General features: G+C 69.9%; 11 protein-coding genes. 5 read left to right on the top strand and 6 right to left on the bottom strand.

Features of this window, described 5'->3' with window-relative positions:
• Positions 1-120 precede the first annotated feature (120 nt).
• The gene (locus tag AC1DWT_RS11800) at positions 121-14,796 is read left to right on the top strand and encodes a non-ribosomal peptide synthetase (RefSeq protein WP_206013347.1); all 14,676 of its coding nucleotides are present in this window, start codon (positions 121-123) and stop codon (positions 14,794-14,796) included.
• Here AC1DWT_RS11800 and AC1DWT_RS11795 read toward each other — a convergent pair.
• The 3 genes from AC1DWT_RS11795 to AC1DWT_RS11785 form a co-directional block, all read right to left on the bottom strand.
• Positions 14,731-15,447 carry a M50 family metallopeptidase gene (locus AC1DWT_RS11795; RefSeq protein ID WP_206013349.1) on the bottom strand — a complete coding sequence of 239 codons (717 nt, stop codon included), beginning with the start codon at positions 15,445-15,447 and terminating at the stop codon, positions 14,731-14,733. The genes AC1DWT_RS11800 and AC1DWT_RS11795 overlap by 66 nt on opposite strands.
• Positions 15,448-15,475: 28 nt before the next feature.
• Positions 15,476-17,431 (bottom strand): aconitate hydratase, encoded by a 1,956-nt coding sequence (locus tag AC1DWT_RS11790; RefSeq protein ID WP_072946313.1) that lies wholly within the window; start codon positions 17,429-17,431, stop codon positions 15,476-15,478.
• A gap of 132 nt (positions 17,432-17,563) precedes the next feature.
• On the bottom strand, positions 17,564-18,751 hold the full coding sequence (locus AC1DWT_RS11785; protein WP_206013351.1) for an AAA family ATPase: 1,188 nt from the start codon (positions 18,749-18,751) through the stop codon (positions 17,564-17,566).
• Between the two features lie 169 nt (positions 18,752-18,920).
• Between AC1DWT_RS11785 and AC1DWT_RS11780 the strand changes: the two genes are divergently transcribed.
• Genes AC1DWT_RS11780 through AC1DWT_RS11770 form a run of 3 tightly spaced genes read left to right on the top strand, consistent with a single transcriptional unit; the run spans position 18,921 to position 20,946 of the window.
• On the top strand, positions 18,921-19,508 hold the full coding sequence (locus AC1DWT_RS11780; protein ID WP_206013353.1) for a sigma-70 family RNA polymerase sigma factor: 588 nt from the start codon (positions 18,921-18,923) through the stop codon (positions 19,506-19,508).
• Between the two features lie 53 nt (positions 19,509-19,561).
• Positions 19,562-20,659: a WD40/YVTN/BNR-like repeat-containing protein gene (locus AC1DWT_RS11775; protein WP_206013355.1), complete on the top strand. Its 1,098-nt coding sequence runs from the start codon at positions 19,562-19,564 to the stop codon at positions 20,657-20,659.
• Complete coding sequence (locus AC1DWT_RS11770; protein WP_072946317.1) at positions 20,656-20,946, top strand: MoaD/ThiS family protein; 291 nt, start codon at positions 20,656-20,658, stop codon at positions 20,944-20,946. The genes AC1DWT_RS11775 and AC1DWT_RS11770 overlap by 4 nt, the downstream gene beginning before the upstream one ends.
• 5 nt (positions 20,947-20,951) lie before the next feature.
• On the opposite strand, the gene AC1DWT_RS11765 is transcribed toward AC1DWT_RS11770, so the two are convergent.
• Complete coding sequence (locus AC1DWT_RS11765; RefSeq protein ID WP_206013356.1) at positions 20,952-21,623, bottom strand: cyclase family protein; 672 nt, start codon at positions 21,621-21,623, stop codon at positions 20,952-20,954.
• A gap of 69 nt (positions 21,624-21,692) precedes the next feature.
• Here AC1DWT_RS11765 and AC1DWT_RS11760 point away from each other — a divergent pair, with 69 nt between their 5' ends.
• On the top strand, positions 21,693-25,190 hold the full coding sequence (locus tag AC1DWT_RS11760) for a protein kinase domain-containing protein (protein WP_477920648.1): 3,498 nt from the start codon (positions 21,693-21,695) through the stop codon (positions 25,188-25,190).
• 7 nt (positions 25,191-25,197) lie between these two features.
• On the opposite strand, the gene AC1DWT_RS11755 is transcribed toward AC1DWT_RS11760, so the two are convergent.
• Positions 25,198-26,214: an aldo/keto reductase gene (locus tag AC1DWT_RS11755; protein WP_206013362.1), complete on the bottom strand. Its 1,017-nt coding sequence runs from the start codon at positions 26,212-26,214 to the stop codon at positions 25,198-25,200.
• Positions 26,211-26,702, bottom strand: a complete 492-nt coding sequence (locus tag AC1DWT_RS11750) for a hypothetical protein (RefSeq protein ID WP_206013364.1) — start codon at positions 26,700-26,702, stop codon at positions 26,211-26,213. The genes AC1DWT_RS11755 and AC1DWT_RS11750 overlap by 4 nt, the downstream gene beginning before the upstream one ends.
• Positions 26,703-26,706: the final 4 nt, after the last annotated feature.

Below are 26,706 nucleotides of genomic sequence, written 5' to 3'. Positions count from 1 at the left end.
CGGAAGTAGCACTATCTAGACGTTTCTAAGCAATCTCCTAGAAAACTGGGGCAGACTCCTGAAGGGAGGCACCCCAGCGAGCAGCGTCGTGCGGGGACGGATGCGTGAGAGAAGTCAGCGATGAGTTCACCGACCCCGATTGGTCCCGGAGACTCGCCGGCGCGCGCCTATCCGCTGTCGCCCGCACAGATGGGGATGTGGCTCGCGCAGCGCGTCGACCCTGCCGTTCCCGTGTCGGTCGCCCAGTACGTCGACATCCGCGGCGCGCTGAACCGTAGCGCTCTCGCGTCGGCGTGTGCTCGCGCTGCCGCCGAGTTCGAGTCGTTCTTCCTGCAGATCACCGAGGTCGGCGGTCAGCCGCGGCAATGGGTGGACCCGAACCTCGACGCGACCGTCGGCTACGTCGACTTCCGCGACGTCCCGGACCCCGAGACGTCGGCGCACGCGTGGATGCGCGCCGAGTCCGCCGAACCGATCGACGTCCGGCGCGACCGCCTGACCGTCTCGTACGTTCTCCACGTCGGGCACGATCACTACTTCTGGTATTCGCGCGCCCACCACGTCGCGATGGACGGTTTCGGGTCCATCACGCTGGTCTACCGGATCGCCGCGCTCTACACGGCCGCGGTGCACGGACTGCCGCCGCCCGCGAGCAGGACCCTCGGCCTGCGACGCATTCACGACCTCGAGATCGACTACCGCGACTCGGCGCGCCGCGACGCCGACCGGGAGTACTGGACCGACACCATGCGTGGCGTCACCCACCCAAGCACCCTCGCGCGCGGCCCCGCGCCTGCGGCCGCCGGTTCCCGGGACGTCAGCGGAATATTGTCCACCGAACTGGTCGATCGGCTCGAGAAATGCGCGGCGGCGCACGGGGTCAATCCTGCGACACTCACGGTCTGCGCGGTCGCCGGCTTTCTGGCGCGCACGACCGGCCAGGACGACGTCACGCTCAGCCTGCCGGTGTCGGCTCGCACGACGGCGGCGCTGCGCCGGTCCGGCGGGATGGTGTCCAATATTGTGCCGCTGCGGATCCCGGGTGCGGGGACGGCGACCGTCGGTGATCTGGTGGCCCGCACGCGTCTCGTGATGTCGGGTGCCCTGCGGCATCAGCGGTACCGGCACGAGGACATCCGCGCCGATGTGGGAGACGCTCTGTCCGGGCCGCGGCTGTTCGGCCCCGCCGTCAACATCATGCTGTTCCCGGAGGAACTCGAACTCGGTTCCCTGCGGAGTCAATTGCACGTGCTGTCTTCGGGTCCGATCGAGGACCTGCTGGTGAACCTGTACCGCTCCGGTCCCCACGGACGCGTGCATCTCGACTTCAAGGCGAATCCGCGACTGTATTCGCAGGACGAGCTGGACGGTCACCACACCAGATTCCTGCGGTATTTCGAGCGCTTCCTAGACGCCGAGACCGCGCACCCGATCGGTGATCTCCCCGTCCTCATGGAAAACGAAACCGCGGCGCTGGTCCCCTGCCCCGGACCGCCGGGCAGTGTGCCGGTCACTCTCGCCGACGTGTTCCGCGCTGCTGCCGCCCGGGACCCGGACGCGACGGCCGTCGTCGACGCCGGCCGGGAGGTCACCTACCGGGAACTCGACGAGTGGTCGGATCGGATCGGATCGACGCTGGCACGGTTCGGCGTCGGGTCCGGCGACGTGGTGGCGCTGGCGTTCCCACGGTCCTTCGACTATCTCTGCGCGGTCTGGGCCGTCGCGAAGACGGGTGCCGCATTCCTGCCGGTGGACCCGACGTACCCGGCGCCGCGTGTTCGGCACATGCTCGACGACTCCCGCGCGGCGATCGGGCTGACCTCCGCGGAGTTCGTCTCCACGTTGCCGGACGGCACCGAATGGCTGCTGCTCGACGAGGCCGCCCGCTCCGGAAGCCCCAGTTTCGGCACGCCGGCAACACGACTCGACGACGCCGCGTATCTCATCTACACCTCCGGGTCGACCGGCGCCCCCAAGGGGGTGGTGGTCACGCACCGTGGGATCGCGAATCTGGTCTCCGCGCAGCGCACCCGACTGGACCTCGACCGGTCGGCGAGAGTTCTGCACGTCGCGTCGCCGAGTTTCGACGCCTCGGTCTTCGAGATGCTGATGGCCTTCGGTTCCAGTGCCGCACTGGTCGTCGCCCCGCCCGCGGCATACGGCGGATCCCCGCTGGCGCGGCTGATGACCGCCGAAACAGTCACCCACGCGGTCCTCACCCCGTCGGTGCTGGCGTCGATGGAGCCCGCCGAGGTCGAAGGTCTGCGCACCCTGGTCGTCGCCGGGGAGGCGTGCCCACCGGAACTGGTGTCGCGGTGGGCGTCCCGGTGCCGGATGATCGACGCCTACGGCCCGGCGGAGACCACCGTGATGGCGACCGTCAGTGGTCCCCTCCGCGGCTCCGCACTGGTCACCGTCGGCCGGCCGATCGACGGCACGAGGGTAGTGGTCCTCGATCACCGGCTGCGCCCGGTTCCCGTCGGCGTGGCCGGCGAACTGTACGTCGCGGGACCGGCCCTCGCCCGCGGGTATCACCGCAGGGCCCGGCAGACGTCGGAACGGTTCGTCGCCGATCCGTACGGACCACCGGGTACCCGCATGTACCGCACCGGCGACACGGTCCGCTGGACCCGCGACCACGAACTCGAGTACCTCGGCCGCAGTGACGCGCAGGTGAACCTGCGGGGCCTGCGCGTCGAACCMGGAGAGATCGACGCCACGCTCCGCCGACATCCGGCGGTTCGGTTCGCCGTCACCGTGATTCGCTCGCAGGCCACCGGTGATCAGCTCGTGTCGTACGTGGGCGCCGACGCCGTGGCGGAGCGGGAGTTGCTGTCGTTCCTCACCGCCGAACTGCCCCCGCATCTCGTGCCTGCCGACGTCGTCGTGCTCCCCCACCTTCCGCTGACCCCGTCCGGCAAGCTGGATCGCGCTGCCCTTCCCGAGCCGCACGCCCGGCCGTCGATCAGGGTCGCTCCCGAGGGCGCCCGGGAACGGACGCTCCACGCCCTCTACGCCGACATCCTCGGGACGTCCGATTTCGGTGTGGACGAGTCGTTCTTCGCGCTCGGCGGCGACAGCATCATGGCGATTCAACTGGCCGCCCGGGCGCGGAGCGCCGGAATGTCGTTCACCCCGCGCGACGTGTTCGAGCAGCGGACAGTGTCCCGACTCGGCGTCGTCGCCGGCGACGACCCGAGTGGACCGACCCTCGAGGAACTCCCCGGCGGTGGGATCGGCGAGATGCCACTCCCCCCGGCGGCCCGGTTCCTCTTCGACCGCGTCGGGGTCGTCGACCGGTACGCACAGGCTGTGGTGGTGGAATTGCCGCGGGGTGTGGACGCGCAGAAACTGCACACGGTGATCGGCGCCGTCGTCGATCGGCACGACGCGCTGCGGGCGCGCCTCGGACGCCACTCCGACGGGACCGCGTTCCTCACGGTGAGCCCGGCCGGCGCACCGCTGCCGGACGGCACGATCACGCGGGTCACGCTGCCCGCCGACGCGGACCCCGCGCAGCGGACGCGGGACCAGCACGAGGCGGCGGTTCGACGGTTGAATCCGGTTGCGGGCGTGATGATGCAGTGCGTCTGGCTCGATCCCGGACCGGAAGAGACCGTGCGTCGTGGACGGCTGCTCTTCGTCGCGCATCACCTGGTGGTCGACGGGGTCTCGTGGCGGATCCTGATCGGCGACCTCGCCGCGGCGTGGGCGCAACTCGAAGCCGGAGCGTCGCCCAGCCTTTCTCCTGTCGGCACGTCCCTGCGCCGGTGGTCACACGGACTGGCCGAGGAGGCGCAGCGCCCCGGCCGCAGGTCCGAACTGTCGTTCTGGCGCGCCACGACGTCGGTCGAGGATCCGCCGCTCGGCACCCGGCCACTCGACCCACGACGTGACATGAATTCGACGGTGGACCGGATCCACACGAGAACATCGGCAACGCACGCGCTGCTCACCGACGTTCCGGCCGCCTTCCGCTGCGAGGTCAACGACGCACTGCTCACCGCCCTCGCCCTCGCCCTCGCGCAGTGGCAACGCCGCCGCGGACGACCGGCCACGGTGCCGGTGATCCGGCTCGAGGGCCACGGCCGCGAGGAGGCGGTGCTGCCCGGCGCCGATCTGTCCCGCACCGTCGGGTGGTTCACCAGTATTTTTCCGATCCGCCTCGACCTGGGGGACCTCGACCTGGACGACGCCGGCACCGCCATCACGGTGGTCAAGGAACAGTTACGGGCGGTGCCCGACAAGGGCATCGGTTACGGCCTGCTGCGTCGTCCGGGGGACGAGACCGGCCAGATCGCGTTCAATTACCTCGGACGGCTCGACAACACTGATTCCGAGCGTGATTGGCGGCCGGTGCGGGACGGCCCCGCCGTGTTCTCCTCCGCCGAACCGTCGATGCCGGTCACCGCGCTGATCGACATCACCGCGTTCACCACCCACGGCGCCCTCGACGCCACGTTCGCCTTTCCGACGGGTGCGATTGCGGCAGAAGACGTACGGGCTCTGGCCGATCTGTGGGAGCAGGCGCTGACAGCCCTCGCCGCGGTGGCGCGTTCCCCACACACGAGTGGGCTCACGCCGTCCGACCTGTCGCTGGTCGCCGTGGACCGCGAGGACATCGAGGAATGGGAACGCGACCGTCCGGGTCTGCTCGACGTGTGGCCGCTGACACCGTTGCAGTCGGGGCTGCTGTTCCACGCGGCGCTCGCAGGCGCGGAGGGCGATCCCTACGCGATGCAGGTGGTCCTGACCCTGTCCGGGCACCTCGACCGGGACCGGCTCCGAAGCGCGTGCGGCGCCGTCCTCGCGGGGCACGCGAATCTGCGCACCGCCTTCGTGCGCGACGGTCGCGGCGTCCCGGTGCAACTCGTACTCGGCGACGTGCCGCCGCGGTGGCGGCACGTCGACGTCACCGATACCGGTGCCGAGCAGATCCTGCTCGACGACCGCGCCGCGCGCTTCGACCTGTCGGCCCCACCGCTGATTCGGTTCACACTGCTGTCGCGGGGTCCGGACCGTGCCGAACTGGCGATCACCGCCCACCACATCGTGCTGGACGGCTGGTCCATGCCGCTGTTGGTGCGTGAACTCCTCACCGCCTATCGAGGCGGTGACTCCCGCACCGAGCGGCCGGATTCGAGCCCCTATCGCGACTTCCTGGAGTGGCTCGCGGCGCGGGACACCGACGCCTCGGCGCGGGCGTGGGTCGCGGCGCTCGACGGCATCACCGAGCCGGCCGCGCCGGCGGACGACACCCCCACCACGTCCGAGTCGGTGCTGGAACTGAGTGAGCAGGACACCCGCAGGCTGACGGCCCGCGCGAGCGAACTCGGAGTCACGCTGAGCACCATCGTCCAGGCGGCCTGGGGAATCGTCCTCGGGCGGGCGACCGGACGCGACGACGTCGTGATCGGCGAGGCCGTCTCCGGCAGGCCCCCGGAACTCGCCGGCGTGGAGAGCGCGGTGGGATTGTTCGTCAACACCGTCCCCGTGCGGATCCCCCTCGATCCCGGCATCGACGTCGCCGCGCTGCTCACCCGCCTGCAGGCCGAGCACGTTCACCTGCTCGAACACCACTGGCTGGGCCTCGCAGACATTCAGCGGGCGGTCGGGGTCGCGCCCCTGTTCGACACACTGGTCGCGTTCGAGTCGTACCCTGTGGACCGCACCGCGCTGCCGGAACCCACGGACGGACTGACCTTGGACGGCGTTCACGCACACGACGCCTCGCACTACGCCGTGACGCTCGCGGTGACGGCGGCCCCGACCCTGCGGCTGACGGCGAAATGCCGGTCACCGCGCTACGACGGCGCGGCCCTGCTCGCACGGGTCGGCCGCGTGCTCGACTGCATGGGCAGGGATCCGCACGTCGCCCTCGGCAGCCTCGACCTTCTCGGTGCGGCGGAGCGGGAGCGGGTGCTGCGCACCTGGAACGCGACGGACGCACCGGTGCCCTCGACCACCCTGGTGGATCTGGTCGACGCGCAGGTCCAGCGTTCGCCCGGTGCCGTGGCGGTGGAGTTCGGCGCGGATCGGTTGACGTACGCGGAGTTCGACGCACGGGTGAACCGGCTGGCCCGGTATCTCGTGGCGAGGGGCGTCGGACCGGAAAGCGTCGTCGGGGTGGCGGTTCCCCGTTCGATTCGGCTTCTCGTCGCGCTGCACGCGGTGCTGAAGGCCGGCGGCGCCTATCTACCCGTGGATCCCGGGCACCCGCCCGGACGGACCGCCCTCGTACTCGACTCGACAGCACTGGTCCTCACGTCCGGTGCCGGGAACGGCACGGTCCCGGACGGAGTCGCTGTCGTGGACCTCGACCGGCTGGACGTCGCCGGGTACGACCCACGACCGATCACCGATTCCGAGAGACGTGCACCGTTGCGCCCGGCGAACGCCGCGTACGTCATCTTTACGTCCGGTTCCACGGGACGGCCCAAGGGCGTGACGGTGACGCACGAGATGATGGTCAACCAGTTTCGGTGGGCGCAGACGCTGACGCCGCTCGACGGCACCGATGCGGTGCTGCACAAGACCCCGCTCACGTTCGACATCTCCGCGTGGGAACTGCTCTGGCCCTTACACACCGGCGCACGGGTGGTGGTCACCGAACCCGGCGGACACCAGGACCCCGCCTATCTGGCGCGGACCGTCGCGCAGCAGTCGATCACGACGCTCCACGTCGTTCCGTCGATGCTCGACGCCTTCCTGGCGCAGTGCGGGCCGCAGGTGCCCTCGACTGTGCGTCGCGTGTATTCGGCGGGCGAGTCGCTGTCCGCGGCGACGGCAGCACGATTCGCGGAACGCAGTGCGGCTGCGCTGTACAACTGGTACGGCCCGTGCGAGGTCGCGGTGGCGACGTCGGAGTCGATCGACGGCAACGAGATCGGCGCGGTGGTCTCCCTCGGCGGTCCCGTCCACAACGTACGTACGTATGTGCTCGACCGCCGGCTGCGACCGGTGCCGGTCGGGACGAGCGGCGAGTTGTATCTTGCCGGTGCGTACCTGGCGCGCGGTTACGCCGGACGCCCCGACCTGACGGCCGAACGCTTCGTCGCCGAACCGTTCGGCGGAACGGGCGGGCGGATGTATCGCACCGGCGACGTGGTGCGGTGGAACGGGGCGGGCAGGCTCGAGTACCTCGGGCGCAGCGACTTCCAGGTCAAACTTCGCGGCCAGCGCATCGAACCCGGCGAGATCGAAACCGCGTTGACGTCCGACCCGGCGGTGACCCGAGCGGCGGTCACCGTGCACCGCGACCGGGACGCCGGAGACCGGCTGATCGCGTACATCGTGGCCGCGGACGGTGCACCGCCGGACGAGCGGCGGATCGCCGGCCGTCTCGCCGGACTGCTCCCGGCCTACATGATTCCGTCCGCCTTCGTCCCGCTTCCCGAACTGCCCGTCACGTCCAGCGGAAAGCTGGATCGCGCCGCCCTGCCGGAACCCTCGCCCGCGAGGCCTGCGTCCGATCCGCCGGCCACACCCACCGAGGACGTGATCGCGTTCGTGTTCGCGGAGGTGACCGGCACCGCGTCCGTGGGACGGTGCGACAACTTCTTCGCCGCCGGAGGAAACTCGCTGACCGCGGCGCAGGCCGCCGCCCGCGTCGGAGCGGCGCTGGGAACCACCGTCGACCTCCGTGCACTGTTCGACCACCCGACGGTCGCGGAACTGTCGGCGTATCTCGCGGATCGCGCACACGAGACCGCGCAGGCTCCGCTGGTCGCCCGCGCCCCGGCCGCCCACGTGCCGCTGTCCCTCGCCCAGCAACGTCTGTGGTTCCTGAACCGGCTCGACGGACTCTCGGCCACCGACAGCATTCCCGTCGTGCTCCGCCTCACCGGCACCGTGGACGAAACGGCGTTGTGTGCGGCCGTGCGTGACGTGATCGACCGCCACGAACCCCTGCGCACCGTCTATCCCGAGCACGACGGGATACCGTGCCAGCACGTTCTCCCCGCGACCGCCGTTCCGCCGTGCACGGTGTGGAAGACGCCGAACCCGGCCGGCCGGGTGCGGGAACTGCTGTCGGCGGGATTCGACCTCACCGCCGAACCCCCGGTACGCGCCGAACTTCTCACGGTCGGTGCCGGCGAGTGGGTGCTCGCCCTGGTCGTCCATCACATCAGTGCCGACGGGTTCTCGCTGGGACCGCTCGCCCGGGACGTGATGACGGCGTACCGCGCGCGGGTGCAGGGTGGCACACCGGTGTGGACGCCACTGCCGGTCCGTTACGCCGACTACGCCCTCTGGCAGCGTGAACTGCGGGACCGGCAACCGGGTCTGGCGTACTGGAGACAGACCCTGTCCGGGATGCCCGAACTGCTCACCCTGCCGTTCGACCGTCCCCGCCCGCCGGTCGCGACGCACCGCGGCGCCGACGTCGCGTTCACCCTCGACGCGGAGACACACCGGCAGATTCGTGCCCTCGCGCGCACCCACGACGCCACTCCGTTCATGGTCGTGCACGCGGCGCTGGCCGTTCTCGCGGCCAGGCTCGGCGGTACCGCGGACGTCGTGATCGGCACTCCGATCGCGGGGCGCGGGCCGCGCGCACTCGACGACCTCGTCGGGATGTTCGTCAACACCCTGGTGTTGCGGACGAACCTCGCACTCCACGACTCRTTCGCCGGCACCCTCGCCTGCGTGCGGGACGTCGACCTCGCCGCCTACTCCCACTCGGACGTCTCGTTCGAGGAGATCGTGGAGGCGGTCGCGCCGGAGCGGTCGCGTGGTCGCAATCCGCTCTTCCAGCTGGCGCTCGCCTATCACAACACGGCACCGGTCGTGGTCGATCTGCCGGAGGTCACCGCCGCTGTCGTCGAGATCGACACGCACACGGCGAAATTCGACCTCCAGCTCACCGTCTCCGAATCGCTCGACGGCGACGGCGGCCCCGGACCCCTCTCCTGCGTCTTCACCTACGCCACCGACCTGTTCGACGAGGCCACCGTTTCCGGGTTCGCGGACCGCTTCCGGCGGGTGCTCCACACCGCACTCGCCCATCCGCGCGTGGTGATCGGTGACATCGACGTCCGGGGCGGCGAGGAGAAGGCGACACGCCACGCCGGTGCGCCGTCGTTGCCGCCGCGGACGCTGCCCGACCTGATGTCGGCGGCCGCCGAACGGAATCCGGCGGGTCCGGCGCTGACGGCGGACGGCCGGACCATGACGTATCGCGAACTGGATGCCGCGTCGAATCGTCTCGCCCGGGCGCTGATGCGGCGCGGGGCCGGACCCGAGACGATCGTCGCTCTCGCGCTGCCGCGCTCGGCGCTGTCCGTCGTCTCGGTGTGGGCCGTCGCGAAGACGGGGGCCGCGTTCGTGCCCGTGGACCCGCGCTACCCCGCCGCGCGGATCGAGTACCTGCTGGGCGACTCCGGCGCCGCACTCGGGCTGACCACCGTCGCGGAGCGCGCGGCCCCGCCGGACGGGACGGACTGGCTGCTGCTCGACTCCCCGGACTTCCGAACCGAATGTCGCGGTTACTCTTCGGCCGCGATCGCGGACTCCGAACGTTCGCGGCCGCTGGAGGTGCGCCACCCCGCGTACGTGATCTACACGTCCGGTTCGACGGGAAAACCCAAGGGCGTGGCGGTGACCCACACCGGTCTCGCCGATTTCACGGTGGAACAGCGGGAGCGCTATGCGGTGACGGCGGCCTCGCGGACACTGCATGCGTCGTCCCCCGGCTTCGACGGCGCGGTGCTGGAGATTCTGCTCGCTCTCGGTGCGGGCGCCTGCATGGTGCTCACACCTCCGACGGTGCAGGGCGACGATCCGCTCACGGACGTGCTGGCCGGGGAGCGGGTCAGCCACGTGTTCACCACGCCGACGGTGCTGGCGACGGTCGACCCCCGCGGCCTGCACGACCTGCAGGTGGTCGTGGTGGGCGGCGAACCCTGCCCGCCGGACCTCGTGAAAGTGTGGGCGCCGCTGAGACACATGTCGTTGTTCAACGGATACGGCCCGACCGAGACGACGGTGATGACGACGATCAGCGACCCGTTGGTGGCCGATCAGCCGGTCACCATCGGCCACCCGGTCCGCGGCGCCGCGATAGTCCTGCTGGATGCGCGCCTGCACCCGGTTCCGACGGGGGTGGCCGGCGAACTCTACATCTGCGGTCCCGGCGTCGCGCGCGGCTACCATCGCAGGCCCGCGCTCACCGCCGCACGGTTCGTCGCCTGCCCGTTCGGCAGCGCCGGGGACCGGATGTACCGGACGGGCGACGTGGGCCGGTGGCGCCGCGACGGGTCGATCGAGTACCTGTACCGCAACGACGCCCAGATCGAACTGCGGGGTGTGCGAATCGAACTCGGCGAGATCGACGCGACCCTCCTCACCCACCCGGGCGTGCGGTTCGCGGCGACGGATGTGCGCGAACTGCGCGACGGTGTCGACGCACTCGTCTCGTACGTGCTCCCGGAGCGGGGCGAGACGGTCGATCCGGAGCAGCTGATCCGCTTTGCGTCGACGCGCCTGCCCGCACTACTGGTACCCGCGATCGTGGTCGTCGTGGACGCCGTGCCGCTCACCGTCAACGGGAAACTGGACCGCTCGGCGCTGCCCGACCCCGTTCCGGCCGCAACCGACTTCGAGGCCCCGCACACACCCGCCGAGCGGGTGGTGGCGACAGCGTTCGCCGAGGTCCTCGGGCTCGACCTCGTGGGACGCGACGAGAACTTCTTCGCCCTCGGTGGCACATCGCTGTCCGCGACACGCGCCGTTTCCCGGATCGGTGCCGCGCTGGAGACGTCGGTGCCGGTGCGCGCAGTCTTCGACACCCCGACCGTCTCCGCACTCGCGGCGGCCGTCACCGAGCAGACCGACGGCGCGGCGCACCTGCCCCTGACCGTGCGTCCGCGCCCGCCCCGCGTGCCGCTGTCGCCTGCGCAGCAACGACTGTGGTTCCTCGCCCGCCTCGCACCCGGCTCCCCCGAATACAACATCCCGATGGCGCTGCGGCTCGACGGAACACTCGACGTCGCCGCCCTCACCGCGGCCGTGGCGGATGTGGTCGGCAGGCACGAACCGCTGCGCACCCTGTATCCCGACAGTGACGGCGTCGCGTACCAGCAGGTGGTCCCGGTTGCTCGGGCCACCCCGTCCCTCCGGCCGATATCCGTGGCCAGGGGCGACGTCGCCGCGCGGGTCGCGACGTTCGCGTCGCAGGGTTTCACCCTGGGCGCCGAACCGCCGATCCGCGCCCGGCTGTTCGCTCTCGCCACCGACGAGTGGGTGCTCGCCGTCATGGTCCATCACATCAGCGCGGACGGGTTCTCGGTGGCGCTGCTCGTCCACGATCTGATGACCGCCTACAAGGCCCGGGTCGCGGGCGAGGCGCCGCGGTGGGCCCCACTGCCCGTCCAGTACACGGACTACACCCTGTGGCAGCACGAACTGCTGGGCGAGAGCGACGATCCGCGGTCCGTCGCGGCGCGGGAACTGTCGTACTGGAAGGACACGTTGTCCGGTGCGCCGGAACAGTTGTCGCTACCCACCGACCGGCCGCATCCGGCCATCGCGTCGCACCGCGGCGGCACCGTCGAATTCGCGCTCGACGACGCGCTCTACCGCGCCGTCGAGCACACCGCGTCGACGTGCGCCGTCACCCCGTTCATGGTGGTGCACGCCGTGTTCGCCGTGCTGCTCGCGAAGCTGAGCGGGTCCACGGACATCGTGATCGGTACCCCCGTCGCCGGACGCGGAGATCAGGCGCTCGACGAACTGGTCGGCATGTTCGTCAACAACCTGGTTCTGCGCACCGAGGTGAGTCCCGCGGAAAGCTTCGCGGACCTGCTCGGCCGGGTGCGGGAGGACGACCTCGACGCGTTCGCGCACTCCACCGTCCCGTTCGAAACCGTGGTCGAGGCGCTCGACCCCACCCGGTCACGCGCCCGCAATCCCCTGTTCCAGGTGGCCCTCGCGTTTCAGAACCTCGACCACACCCCGCTCACCCTGCCCGGACTACGGGTGTCGGCGACGACTCCCCCCACCCGGTCGGCCCGATTCGACCTGCAACTCACCGTGACCGCCGATCCCGGCCCGTCGACGGAACGCACCCGGCGCACGGCCGTGTTCACCTACGCCACCGATCTGTTCGACCATCACACGGTCGTGGACCTGGGGGAACGTTTCCTCCGGACGTTGAGCGAGGCTGTCGCGCACCCGCATCGGGCTGTCGGCGACCTCGCCCTCGTCGGTCCGGACCCGGATGTCCCCGCCGCGGCGCCGTCCCCCGGTGATACCCTCGTCGATCTGTTCGAACGCCACGTCGCCACGTCGCCGGACGCGGACGCCGTCGTCGCCGGCGACCGCGTGCTCACCTACAGTGAACTCGACCGTCAGATCAATCGGCTCGCCCGCCACCTGATCCACGCAGGTGCAGGCCCGGAGTCTCTGGTGGGATTGGCGATTCGCCGCTCCGCCGACCTCCTCGTCGCAATGTATGCCGTCGCGAAAACGGGCGCGGCGTACGTGCCGATCGACCCCGACCAGCCCGCGCAGCGCAACGCCCAGATCATCCGCGCCTCGGACGCGCGGGTCGTCCTCACCACCGAACGCGATCGGTTCGACCTCGCCGACGTCCTGCCCGCGGACACACGGCTCGTCGTCGTCGACCGGGTGGACCTGTCCGGGGTCGATCCGTCGCCGGTCTCCGACGTCGACCGGACCGCTCCCCTGAGGGCGCAGAACCCCGCGTACGTGATCCACACGTCGGGATCGACGGGCACCCCCAAGGGGGTCGTCGTGACCCATGCGGCCGTCGTGAGCTTCCTGACCTGGCGACAGGAAACCGACCCGCTCGGCGCCGGCGACACGGTGATGCTCAAGTTGCAGTACACGTTCGACGCCTCGGTCCGCGAATTCTGGTGGCCGCTGATCGCCGGTGCGCGGCTGGTGATCGCCCGCCCGGACGGCCACCGCGACCCCCGGCATCTCGCCGAGCTGATCGGTCGGCACCGGGTGACCGCCGGATACTTCCTTCCGCTGATGCTGGCCGAGATCCTCGCGATCCCCGACGCGGATCTCACGTCACTGCGGCAGGTGTCCTGCGGCGGCGAGGTTCTGCCGCCGGACACCGCCCACAGTTTCCACGCCCGGTGCCCGGACACGGTGCTCTACAACGAGTACGGCCCGACCGAGACGGCCGTCGCCGTGACCCGCACGGTCGTCGGTCCTGTCGATACGACCGTCCCGATCGGTGTGCCGCAGAACGGTGTCGGTGCACTCGTGCTGGATTCGCGGCTGCATCCGGTGCCTGCCGGCGTCCCGGGTGAGCTCTACCTGTCGGGCGCCCAGTTGGCCCGTGGGTATCTCGGACAGCCGGGGACGACGGCCTCCCGATTCCCGGCCAATCCGTGGGGACCGCCCGGTCAGCGGATGTACCGGACCGGCGACGTGGTCAGTCGCCGGCGCGACGGCACGATCGACTACCTCGGCCGGCGGGATCTCCAGGTGAAGATCCGAGGTCAGCGCGTCGAACTCGAGGAGATCGAGACGGCGCTGCGCCGCAACACCGCCGTCGCGCAGTCCGCGGCGGCCGTCTACGAATCCCCGGCCACGGGGTCCCGGCTGGTCGGCTACGTCGTGCCGCGTCCGGGCGCGGACGTGGACACCCGTGCCGTGTCGGCGGAACTGGCACAGCGACTGCCCCGGTACATGGTGCCCAACCAGATCGTGGTGCTGGAGGCACTGCCGTCGACACCCCACGGCAAACTGGATCGGCGGGCGCTCCCCGATCCGGGTGTGCCACGGGCGCAGCGGTTCCGTCCCCCGACGACCCGCACCGAGAAACTGGTCACCGCGGTGTTCGCGGACGTGCTGGGCACCGGTCTGGTGGGGCTGGACGACAATTTCTTCGAGCTGGGCGGCAACTCGTTGTCCGCGACCAGGGCGGCGTCGCGGCTGCACACATCGACGCACGTCGAGGTCCGCCTCGACTGGTTCTTCACCGACGCGACCGCGGAGAGCATCGCCGCGCGGATCTCGTCGAGTTTCGCCGCGGCCTCCGACGCCTCCGCGGCGCTCGAGGTGCTGCTGCCGCTGCGAGCGGACGGCGAACGGGAGCCGCTGTTCTGCATCCATCCGGCCGTCGGGTTGGCCTGGTGCTATTCGGGATTGACCGCGCATCTGCGCCCCGACCGCGCGGTCTGGGGTGTGCAATCCCCCGCCGTGACCGAAGGCGGCGACCGGTTGACGACGATCACGGCTCGCGCCGCCCGCTACGTGCGGGAGATCCGCCGCGTGCAGCCGCGGGGGCCGTACCACCTGCTCGGGTACTCCGTGGGCGGCGTGATCGCGCACGCGATGGCGGTCGAGTTGCGCTCGTGCGGCGAGGACGTCGGCGTGCTCGCGATGATCGACAGCTACGCGTCGGCGGAGCGGGACGTCCCGGTACCGACACTGCCGGAACTGCTCGCGGAATTCGGGGGCGGCGCATCGGAACAGCTGGGTCCGGAACAGTTGGCCCGGTTGTACGAGGACTACGTCGACGTTATCGACGCCGCCGCCGACTTCGTGCCCGGGCACTTCGACGGCAGCCTGCTGTTCTTCGGCGCGGCCGGCGACGGCTCCCGGCCCACGGCCGCGTGCGCGACGTGGCGCCCGTGGATCGGCGGGGACGTGATCGCCCACACCGTCGACCGCCCGCACGCGCAGATGACCGACCCGGAGGCGCTGGCCGTCATCGGACCGATCCTGGCCGGCTACCTCGACTGCATCTCAGCCGCCGACGGGACGGAGAATCCACCAGCCACCCAGCGCGAGACAGCTCAGCGTGACGAGTAGGGACAATCCCACCCACACGATGCCGGGAACGTGGGTGAGCCGCGCCAGTTGATCCGCGTCCGACTCCGGGGCCGCGCCGCGGGCCCGTTGACGCTGCAGTTCCAGGACCGGTCTCGGGGCGGCGACGAGCATGAACAGCGTGATCAGATAGGCCGCGGCCACCTGCTGGTCCTGCGTGCCGAACCACACGAGCCCGAACAGCAGCGCCCCGACCACCGTGAGGGAGAACAATCCGTACAGGTTCCGGACGAGGACCAGCATGGCCGCGAGAGCCACGACACCGATCCACAGCACAGCGACCGCGTGCTGGGTGCCCAGCACCCAGGCCGCGCCGAGACCCAGAACGGCGGGACCCACGTAGCCGGCGAACGTCATGAGGACCACGCCGATCCCGGTCGGTTTACCGGACGAGATGGCCACACCCGACGTGTCCGAGTGCAGCCGCACCCCCTTCAACGTGCGACCGAACAGCAGGGCGACCACCAGGTGCGCACCCTCGTGCACGATGGTCACCACATTGCGGGTGATTCGCCAGGCGTGTGGTTCGAGGACGAGTATCACGGCCACCACCGCCGTGACCTGAACGATCCAGGGAGCCGGCGCGGGGCTGACGGCGCTCATGCGCTCCCACAACGAGTGAAGTCCATTCATCGGCGCCGAGTGTACGGCGACCGGCTGATCACTCCCTGCGTGCCAGCTGGGGAATTAATCCGCCCGCGAGCACGTCGTCGACCTGACGTGGGGACAGCCGATGACGCACCGGGATCTCCACGTCACGGGTCGAGTCGAACAGGGTCAGATGGGGGCCGGAACGAATGGCCTCCCGCACTCCGTCGAGGACCAGCACGTCGTCCTGCCGGATCGTGTCGTAATCGTCCGGGTTCTCGAATTCGAGCGCAAGCACACCGAAGTTGGCGAGGTTCTGCCAGTGGATACGGGCGAACGAGGTGGCGATCACCGCATGCAATCCGAGGTAGCGCGGGGTGATCGCGGCGTGCTCGCGCGAGGACCCCTGCCCGTAGTTGTCGCCGCCGACGATGAAATGCCCGGTGGTCTTCGCCGTCTCCTCCGCGCGCGCCGGATAGGTCTCGTCGACCTGGGTGAACGTGAACCGGGACAGCTTGGGAATGTTGGAGCGGAACGGCAGGGCCCGTGCCCCGGCCGGAGAGATCTCGTCGGTGGAGATGTTGTCACCGACCTTCAGGAGTACCGGAGCCTCGATGCGCTCGGGCAGGGGTGGAAACTCGGGCAGGGACGAGATGTTGGGTCCCTTCACGAGTTCGACGTGCCGAGCCTCTTCCTCCGGCAGCGGAGCCACCAGCATGGCCGTGTTGACCGTCGCGTGGTCCGGAAGTGTGATCTCCGGGTACGGCATCCCCTCTTTCTCCGCCCAGTCCCGCGGGTCGGTGATCACCCCGGTCAGAGCCGACGCGGCCGCCGTCTCCGGTGAACACAGCCACACGGAATCCTCGCGGGTGCCCGAACGCCCCGGGAAATTGCGGGGCATCGTCCGGAGAGAATTCCGCCCGGTCGCCGGCGCCTGGCCCATGCCGATACAGCCCATGCACCCGGATTGGTGAATTCGCGCGCCTGCTACGACGAGTTCGAGCGTGGCGCCCATCTTGGTCAGATCGGCCAGGATCTCCCGCGAACTCGGATTGACGTCGAAGCTCACGCTCGGATCGGTCTGCCTACCCGACACCATGGCCGCAGCGATCGCGAAGTCGCGCAGTCCGGGATTGGCGGACGACCCGATCACCACCTGGCTGACGTCCTCACCGGCGACCTCCCGGACGGGCACCACGTTTCCCGGCGAAGACGGTTTCGCGATCAGCGGCACGATCGTCGACAGGTCGAGGTACTCGTGTACGTCGTACTCCGCGCCTGCATCGGCGAGCAGTTCCACGAAGTCGTCCTCCCTGCTCTCGGAGCGCAGGAAATCGCGGACGGCGTCGTCTGCGGGAAAGATAGACGTCGTGGCGCCCAGTTCGGCGCCCATGTTCGCGATGACGTGACGATCCATCGCCGTCAACGTCGCAAGCCCCTCCCCGTGGTATTCGATGATCCTGTTCAGCCCACCCTTCACCCCATGGCGGCGGAGCATCTCGAGGATGACGTCTTTCGCCGAACTCCAGTCGGGGAGCCTGCCGGTCAACTCCACACCCCAGATCTGAGGCATCCGCAGGTGCAGGGGCTGACCCGCGATCGCCATGGCGACCTCGAGCCCACCGACGCCGATCGCGAGCATGCCCAGCGATCCGGCTGCCGGGGTGTGCGAGTCGGAACCGATCATCGTCTTGCCGGGAACACCGAAGCGCTGCATGTGGGTGGGATGAGAGACCCCGTTGCCCGGCTTCGAGAACCACAGCCCGTACCGCAGGGCGGCGGTGCGGAGGAACTCGTGGTCCTCGGCGTTCTTCTCGTCGGCCTGCAGCAGATTGTGGTCGACGTACTGCGCGCTCAACTCGGTCTTGATGCGATCGAGGTGGAGCGCCTCGAGTTCCTGCATCACCAGGGTTCCGGTGGCGTCCTGGGTGAGGGTCTGATCGATCCGAATCGAGATCTCCTCTCCCGGTTCCATCCGGCCGTCGAGGAGGTGTGCACCGATGACCTTGCGGGCGACAGTGTCCGACATCGCTGATCCCTTCGTCGTACCTCCAGCATGCGCCGGAGCCACGGCGAGGGCCAGCGCCCGAACCACACGTCCGGGACTCGACAGGACAATCTTCGATTCTCTACTGAAATCCGTAGAGAGAGCTAGATTCTGCTAGTCGTTCTGCGCACGCAGATATCTGCCGAAGTGCGGCACGGTGAATCCGATCGACCCGCGCTCGGCCGAATAGATCAGGCCCTTCTTGATCAGCCCGTCCCGCGCCGGTGACAGCGACGCGGGTTTGCGGCCTAGTTCGGACGCGATCGCCGCCGTCGCGACCGGGCCGTCGTCCCCGGAGAGATCGGCCATCGCACGCATGTACTCCCGCTCGGCCGGCGTCGCGCGCTCGTACCGCGAACCGAAGAACCCGACCGCCAGTTCTTCCTCCGCGGTCGGCTCGGCCACCCGCACGTCCTCCTCCGTGATCGGCGTCGCCGCGGCCACGTCCCACGTCGCCTTGCCATACGCCTGGACGAAGTAGGGGTAGCCGTCGGCCGCCGCGTACAACGCGTCGAGCGCCTCGTCGGTGAACTTCACGTCCTCGCGCTCGGCGGGCGCGATCAGCGCCCGGTCCGCGGACACCCGGTCCAGCCGGTCGATGCGGTGGTAGCTGAACAACCGCTCCGAATAGCTCTTGGACGCCGACAGCACCGCGGGCAGGTGCGGCAGTCCGGCGCCGACCACGATCAGCGGGGCCGCGTCCTGGCTGAGTTCGTGGCAGGCCCCGCACACCGCGGAGACGTCCGCGGCGCCGAGGTCCTGCATCTCGTCGATGAACAGTGCGATCCCGACCCCGACGTCGCGGGCCAGGGACGACGCGTCGAGCAGCAATTCCACCAGATCGATCTCGATGTCCCCGGAATCGGCGCGACCCTTCACCGCGGGCGCGTCGATCCCCGGTTGCCACCGCTCCCGCATGCCCTTGTCGGCTGTCGCACGCAGGGCGAACGACTTCAGGACGCCGAGGAACTCCTCCACCCGGTCGGGGTCGCGGTGCGAGCCCGCGATCTCCCGAATCGCCATGTGCAACGCCGAAGACAACGGCCGCCGCAGATCCTGATCGGGGCGGGCCTCGATCTTCCCGGTTCCCCACCGCCGAGAGATGGCGGCCGACCGCAGGTGGTTCAGCAGGACCGTCTTCCCGACCCCGCGCAGACCCGTCAGCATCACACTGCGTTCCGGTCGAGCGCGCGCGATCCGCTCGAGCACCACGTCGAACGCGTCGAGCTGCCTGGTTCGTCCCGCGAGCTCCGGCGGGCGTTGCCCCGCGCCGGGTGCATAGGGGTTACGGACAGGGTCCATGACCACGAAGGTAACAACCTCTGTTGCCGAATCTGCGCTCATCTAGCGCGTGTCCTAGATCCCGCTATGAAGTCGTAGCCGGGGTGGTGACTTCCGCACCCTGCGGTGCCTATCGACGATCGCGTGTTCCCCCGAGGCTGGATACAGCCGCAGGAACAGGGAGAACACCATGATCGAATTGGACGCCAGAGCCGAGTTGGAACGACTCGCGCCGTACGCAGCGACGGGCGACGAAGACGCCGTCGAAGAGGTTCTCCGCATTGCGCACCCGCTCGTGCACCGCTACTGCACCACCCGGCTCGAATCGGTGGATCACCCGCACACGACCGCCGACGACGTCACCCAGGACGTGTGCCTCGCGTTGATGAGCGCCCTGCGGACGTATCAGAACCAGGGAAAGTCGTTGCTGTCGTTCATCTTCGGCATCGCCGCACACAAGGTGTCCGACGCGCGGCGACGCGCCACCCGGATGTCCGTACCGCCGACCGCGCGCGCCGCCGCGGCGCATCACGTGGTGGACGTCGAGGACAGCCCCGAGCATCACGTCCTGCGCGACGAACTGCGCGGCGAGATGGGACTGCTCGTCGAGACCCTCCCGGTCCGGCACCAGCAGATCCTCTTCATGCGCGTCATCGTGGGAATGTCGGCCGAACAGACCGCGCGAGTCCTGGACACCACACCGGGCGCCGTCCGCGTCGCGCAGCACCGGGCACTGAGCCACCTGCGGGCGCGGATCGGGCACGGACCCTCGCGCTGAGAGGTTCCCGCCCGGTCGTTGCCATCCGGCGGACCGAGTGGTCCGATGGATTCATGAGCGCAGCCGACACCGTCCTGCTCGCGATCGGAACGAAGAAGGGCCTGTGGCTCGCCACCAGCTGCGACCGCGACACCTGGTCGCTGTCAGGCCCGCATTTCCTGATGAACGAGATTCCGAGCATCGGGATCGACACACGGAGTGGACGCACCCGCATCCTGGTCGGGGTCCGGTCCGAACACTGGGGTCCGACCGTCGCACATTCCGACGATCTGGGCGCCACCTGGACCGAACCGGACCACGGCGCCATCCACTTCGGCGACGGCGACGGCGCCGCACTCGAGCGGGTGTGGCAGATCCGGCCCGACACGGACAACCGTCCCGGTGTCGTGTGGGCGGGGTGTGAGCCCATCTCGGTGTGGCGGTCGGTCGACGGCGGCGAGCATTTCGACCTCGAACGCGGACTGTGGGACCATCCGCACCGGCCCGAGTGGGGGGCCGGATACGGCGGCGCCGCAGCGCATTCCGTCGTCCCGCATCCGCAGGACGAGAACACCGTGCACGTCGCGATGAGCACCGGAGGCGTGTACCGCACCACGGACGGGGGTGTGTCCTGGGAGCCGCGCAACACCGGGATCACCGCCTACTTCCTCCCGGACCCGAACCCGGAGTTCGGCCAGTGCGTCCACAAGATCGCCCGCGACGGCGTCGTCCCCGACCGGTTGTACGCCCAGAACCATCACGGGGTCTACCGCTCCGACGACAGCGGCGACACGTGGAAGTCGATCGCGGACGGACTGCCGACGGACTTCGGGTTCGTGATGCTCACCCATCCCCGCCGCGAGGGAACGGTGTGGGTGGTTCCGATCGAGGCGGACGGTGAACGCATCCCGCCCGACGGCCGGCCGGCCGTCTACCGGAGCGACGACGCCGGGAACAGCTGGACGCGCCTCGACAGCGGGCTGCCGGACCGCGACTACAACGTGGTGCTCCGCGACGCCGCCGCCGTGGACACCGCCGACCCGGTCGGCGTGTATTTCGGCACGCGCGGCGGCGAGGTCTACGGGAGCGCCGACGAGGGCGCAACCTTCCGCACGGTGGCGGCGCACCTGCCCGACGTGCTGTGCGTGCGGGCCGCGGTGATCGAATCATGAGCGAGGGTGTCACCGTTCGGGTTCCGCGGGCGCTGGCGTCGATCGTCGGCGGGGAGCGCTCCGTGCACGTGCCCCTCGACTCCGCTTCGACGGTCTCCCAGGTGCTCGACGTCCTGGCGGGAGAGTTCCCGATTCTCGGCCGCCGGATTCGGGACGAGACCGGCGCCCTGCGGCGGTACGTCAACGTCTACGTGGACGGCGAGGACGTCCGGCTCCTCGGCGGCGTCGGCACCGCGGTGACCCCCGGGCAGGAACTGCAGATTCTGCAGTCCGTCGCCGGTGGTTGAGCACGTTAGTCGGCCAGGTGCATCGCCACGGCCCGGGTGGGGGCTCCGTCGCCGGCCTCCAGCGCGATCGGTAGGAGGCTGACGAGCGGGTCGGGGAAGTCGATCCGGTCGAGCCGGCACAGGTTCTCGCCGATCACGCCGCCTGCGTCGGCGATCAGATGGTGAACCGGATATCCGGCATCGGTGTGCTCATCGTCCGGTGTCTCGTCGACGCTCGGGGCGTCGAGGCAGAACGTCCGCACTCCCCGGTCGAGCAGCAGTGCGCACAGCGCGGGGTCCAGGAACGGATGCGTGTAATAGGCATCCGTGCCGTAAAGGCGAGACCACCCGGTATGGAACACGGCGATGTCGCCCGGCCGCACGTCGTCCGTCCGGGACCCGATCAGGTCCGGGGTGATCCGCTGCCGCGCACCGACCCCGCGCACGTCGAACACGACGCCGCGGCCGACGAACAACTCCGGCGCCAGCAGGTCGATGGTCGCCGCCCCCGCCTTCAGATGCGCCGGGGCGTCGACGTGCGTCCCGGACTGCGAACCGATCCGGACGTCCAGGACGTTGTAGCCGTCGCGCTCGAGGGTGCAGTGCCGGATCAGGGTCGGCACCGGGTCGCCGGGATACACCTGCATCCCGGGCCCGATGGTGTGGGACAGATCCACGACTTTCCGCACGTGTGGCATCGCTCGATTGTCCGGCCTCGGCGTCACCCCTGCCGCGATATGCTCGATGGCGAGCGAAGAGGTGGTGGCATGACCGATTTCGACCCGCTCGCCACCCAGCGTGAGTCGGTGTCTGCGACCTTCACGGCCGAGCTGTCCGCGGTCGGGCTGGAGGACGCCAAGGAGATCGGGCACGGTGGGTTCGGGGTGGTATATCGGTGCGCGCAACCGGAACTCGACCGCACGGTGGCGGTGAAGGTTCTCACCTCCGCGCTCGACGCCGAGAACCTCGAGCGCTTCCTGCGGGAGCAGCGCGCCATGGGCAGGCTGAGCGGCCACCCGCACATCGTCAACATCATGCAGGTCGGGACCACCGACACCGGCAGGCCGTACATCGTGATGCAGTACCACCCCCACGATTCGCTGGACGCGCAGATCCGGCGGCGCGGTCCCATCCCCTGGAGCGACGCCGTGCGCATCGGGGTGAAACTCGCCGGCGCCCTCGAAACGGCGCACCGGGTCGGCATTCTCCACCGGGACGTCAAACCGGGAAACATCCTGCTCACGGAGTACGGCGAACCCCAACTCACCGATTTCGGGATCGCCCGGATGTCGGGGGCGTTCGAGACGACGGCGGGCACCGTCACCGGGTCCCCCGCGTTCACCGCGCCGGAGGTGCTGTCGGGGCGGACCCCGACCGCCGCGTCCGACGTGTACAGCCTCGGCGCGACCCTGTTCAGCGCGATCACCGGGCACGCCGCGTTCGAACGGCACAACGGCGAGGAGGTGATCGCGCAGTTCCTGCGCATCACCACCCAGCCCGTCCCGGACCTGCGCAGCGAGGGATTCCCCGAGGACCTCAGCGCCGTGATCCAGCGGGCGATGGCCGGGAAACCGGAAGATCGCCCCGCGTCCGCCGCCGCCTTCGGAGACGAACTGCGGGAGGTCGAGCGCCACCACGGTCTGGCCGTGGACGAGATGGCGATGCCCGTCGACCCCGGTGTCCATCACGGCGAGGACCCCTCGCACGGCACGGTCTCGACCGTCTCCGGTCCGTTCCGGACCTCCACGACCGGAAGGGCGAAATATACGTCGACGCCGCCGCCCGCACCTGCCACCCGGTTCCGGCCGCCCGCCGCGACCCGGCAACTCGTGGAGCGCGGCCGGCTGATCGACCTGCTGCGGGCCGGCCGCCGTCGCCTGCTGACCGTGATCCACGGTCCCACCGGATTCGGCAAGAGCACCCTCGCCGCCCAGTGGCGGAACGTCCTCGCCGACGAGGGGGTCGCGGTCGCGTGGCTGACCGTCGACAGCGACGACGACAACGTGGTGTGGTTCGTCGCGCACCTCATCGAGGCGATCCGCCGCGTGCGCCCCAACCTGGCGAAGGAACTCGGCCAAGTCCTCGAGGAGCACGACGACGAGGCCGAACGGTACGTGCTCACCTCGCTCGTCAACCAGATCCACGAGAGCGGCGAACGGATCGCCCTGATCATCGACGACTGGCAGCGGGTGTCGGAACCCGCGACGATCGCCGCCCTGGAGTTCCTCCTCGACAACGGATGCCACCACCTTCAGGTCGTGGTGACGAGCCGGACCCGGGCCGGGTTGCCGATGAGCCGGATGCGGGTCAAGGACGAACTCGTCGAAATCGATTATTCGGAACTGCGTTTCGACGATTCCGAGGCACAGTCGTTCCTCGTCGACCTCGGCGGCCTGCCCCTCGACAGCGAGGACGTCACCGAACTCCGCGACTCCACGGACGGCTGGGTGGCGGCGCTGCAACTGGCGTCGCTGTCGCTGCGCGGGCGGGCCGATCCGTCGGAGCTGATCGCCGGACTGTCCGGGCGCCACCACGCGATCGGCGAATTCCTCGCCGAGAACGTCCTCGATACCCTCGAACCCGAGATGCTCGACTTCCTGCTGGCCACCTCGATCACCGAACGCACGTGCGGCAGTCTCGCGGGCACGCTCGCAGGCACCGCCCGTGGGCAGGCGTTGCTCGAGGCGGCCGAGGACCGGGACCTGTTCCTGCGCCACATCGACGACGAGCGAACGTGGTTCCGCTACCACACCCTGTTCGCCGAGTTCCTGCGCCGCAGGCTCGAACGCGACCAGCCCGACCGCATCCGGGAACTGCACCGCGCCGCGTCCCGCTGGTTCTGCGACCACAGCCTGCTCCGCGAAGCCGTCGAGCACGCCCTCGCCGGCGGCGAAGAGCAACGTGCCGTGGAACTCGTCGAGGCCGACGGGTTGTTGCTGCTCGAGCAGTCGCAGTCGGCGACGTTGTCCGCGGTGGTCGACATGCTGCCGCCGGGTCTCGTCGCCGCGAGCGCCCGGCTGCAGGTCACGACGGCGTGGGCGAACGCGATGGCGAACCGGACCACGGCCGCCGAACGGGCCCTCGAACGAGCCGAACGGGCGCTCGCCCACGGCGACGCGAGCGCGGGCGACACGGCGGATCTGCGGGCGGAGGCGGGCGTCGTGCGTGCCGTGGCGGAACTGCGCAACGACCGCACCGAACGGATCGACGAACTCGTCGGCGACTGCCTCGCCCGGCCGGAGTCGCTGCACCCGTGGGTGGTGTGCGCCGCGTTCAACGTCACCACGTTCGCCGCCGTGTACCGCTTCGACTTCGCGGAAGTGCGCAGGATCCAGGAGGTCGCGCGGCCCTTCTACGAGCGGAACAAGGGACCGCACAACGTCGTTCACGGCCAGAGCTATCTGGGTGTCGCATCGTACGAGCAACTCGACATCGACGATGCCGTCGACCGTTTCCGGCGCGCCCGCCGCGCAGGCCGGAAACTGGGCGGGCCGCGCGCACCGTCCGCCCGGCTCGCGGGGTCGCTGCTCGGTGAGGTGCTCTACGAACGCGGGGACGTCGAGGAGGCGGAGCGTCTCCTCGACGACGGATACACCCTGGCTATCGAGACCGGCGGGGTGGACTTCAAGGTCGCCCGCTTCGTCTCCGGAGCGCACGTCAAGGCGCTGCGCGGCGACCGGGAGGAAGCGACGAAACGCCTCCACGCCGGACTCGAGGTGGCCGGGACCTTCTCCCTCGCCCGCCTGCGGGCCCGCGTCGAGAACGAACGCCGGCGACTCGGGATCGCCCCGCATCCGACCCTCGGCGCACCGGACCCGGTCCGCTACGAGAACCGGCGGCGCCCGGTCGCGGGCATCGACGAGATCGTCGCGCAGGTGGAGGAGGCCACCGCGGTCCGGATGCTGCTCGCCACCGGGGCCCGCGAGAACATCGAGACGGCGTGCGCGTGGACGCAGGAGTGGACCGACCGGCTGGCAGGCACCGGCCGCAACCGCGGCCACCTGCTGGCCGAACGCCTCCGGGTGGCGTGCCTCGCCGCGGCGGGCCGCGAAGACGAGGCGAAGCAGGCACTCGCGTCCATCGCCTCGATCTGCGCGGCGCGCGGACTCCACCGGGTACTTCCCGACGGCGGGCCCTTCGTCGTCGCACTGGTCGCGGATCTGCGGGCCGATCAACTGGCCGGCGACTGGCCCCCGGACCGGCCGACGGTCCCCTCCGACTTCCTGGAGGAACTGCAGAACTCGACGTCTCCGTACACGATGTGACCGGCGGTCAGGTCGGGGTGGGCGCCTCCTCCCGGATCAGCCCCGCAGCGCGCAGGTCTTGCCAGAATTCGGCCGGGATCGGGTGTTCGAGCCAGGCCGCGTTCTGCCGCAACTGGTCGCAGCTCCTGGCGCCCAGCAGGAGTTCCCGCACCGCGGGATGCGCGGCCGCGAACTGAATCGACGCGGCCGCCAACGGAACCCCGTGGCGCGCGCAGAACTTCTCGAAGTCGCGTACCCGGCCGAGCACCTCTTCCGGCGCCGGCTGGTAGTTGAACTTGGCGCCGGGCACCGCGCCGGTGGCCAGGACACCCGAGTTGAACACACCGCCGAGCACGATCGCGACGTCGCGTTCCGCGGCGAGGGGCAGCAGGCCCTTCACCGGATCCTGCTCGAGCAGTGTGTATCTTCCCGCGAGGAGGACGCAGTCGAGGTCGACGCGTTCGAGGGCGTCGACGCAGACGTCGGCCTCGTTGACCCCGATACCGATCGCCCGGACCACACCCTCGTCCCGCAACCGGATCAGTGCGGGAAACGCACCCGCGAGCGCCTCCGCGAACCGCGCGGGCTGGGCGTCGCCGTGCGTGTACCGGTCGACGTCGTGCACGTAGAGGATGTCGAACCGGTCCTGGCACATGCGCTGCAGACTGTCCTCCACCTGCCGCAGGACCGCGTCGTACGAGTAGTCGAAGTCGGCCCGGAACGGCGGGGTGTCCACCCAGATCCCGGTGTCGAACGACCCACGCGCCGCGGGTGTCAGCGTGCGCCCGACCTTCGTGGACAACACGTAGCCTTCGCGGTCCTCCGTCAGCAGTGCGTGGCCCAATCGGTGCTCGGACAGTCCGTGCCCGTACATGGGTGCGGTGTCGAACGACCGCACACCCATGTTCCACGTCTCGGCGATCTGCGCCTGGGCGTCCACCTCGGGGATCGGCCGGAAGATGTTGCCGATGGGCGCACCGCCGTAGCCGAGGAGGGTGACGCCGAAGCCGGCGCGCCCGAATCTCCGAGTGTCGTTCACCTTCATGGATTCTCACTTCCGTTGCCGAGGAACAGGGTGCCCGGGTCGCGCAGCACGGCGTCCATCTCGCGGAGGCACACCACCTTGATCGCCGAAACGACGAGCTCCGAGTAGAACTGGTCGTGGAACCACTTGTCGCCGCTGTACGCCACGACGAGCCCGCCCTCGCCCACGGCGCTGCCACCCCATTTGGTCCACCCCTGCTGGTAGAGGTACGGGTGCAGCTGCTGCACGGCGTGCGAGGGCAGTCCGGTGGTCCAGCTGATCCGCGCCTTCGACTCGGCGATCGCGTCGTACGGCCCTCGCCAGTCCTTCTTCTCACCCCAGCTGCGGCGGTAGATGACGGGCAACTCCGCATCGGCGGACGGGGCGACGCCCGGCCGGAGCACGACGAGGTGCCCCGGGCTTCCGTGGGACAGGTTCTCGATCGACGGGAGGGCGAGTTCGACGGCCTCACGGGCGACGTCTGCGGTCAGTCCGGAAAATGTGGTCATCCGG

Source organism: Rhodococcus sp. P4_B6 (assembly GCF_056402215.1).
This window is presented reverse-complemented; position numbering and strand designations above follow the sequence as displayed.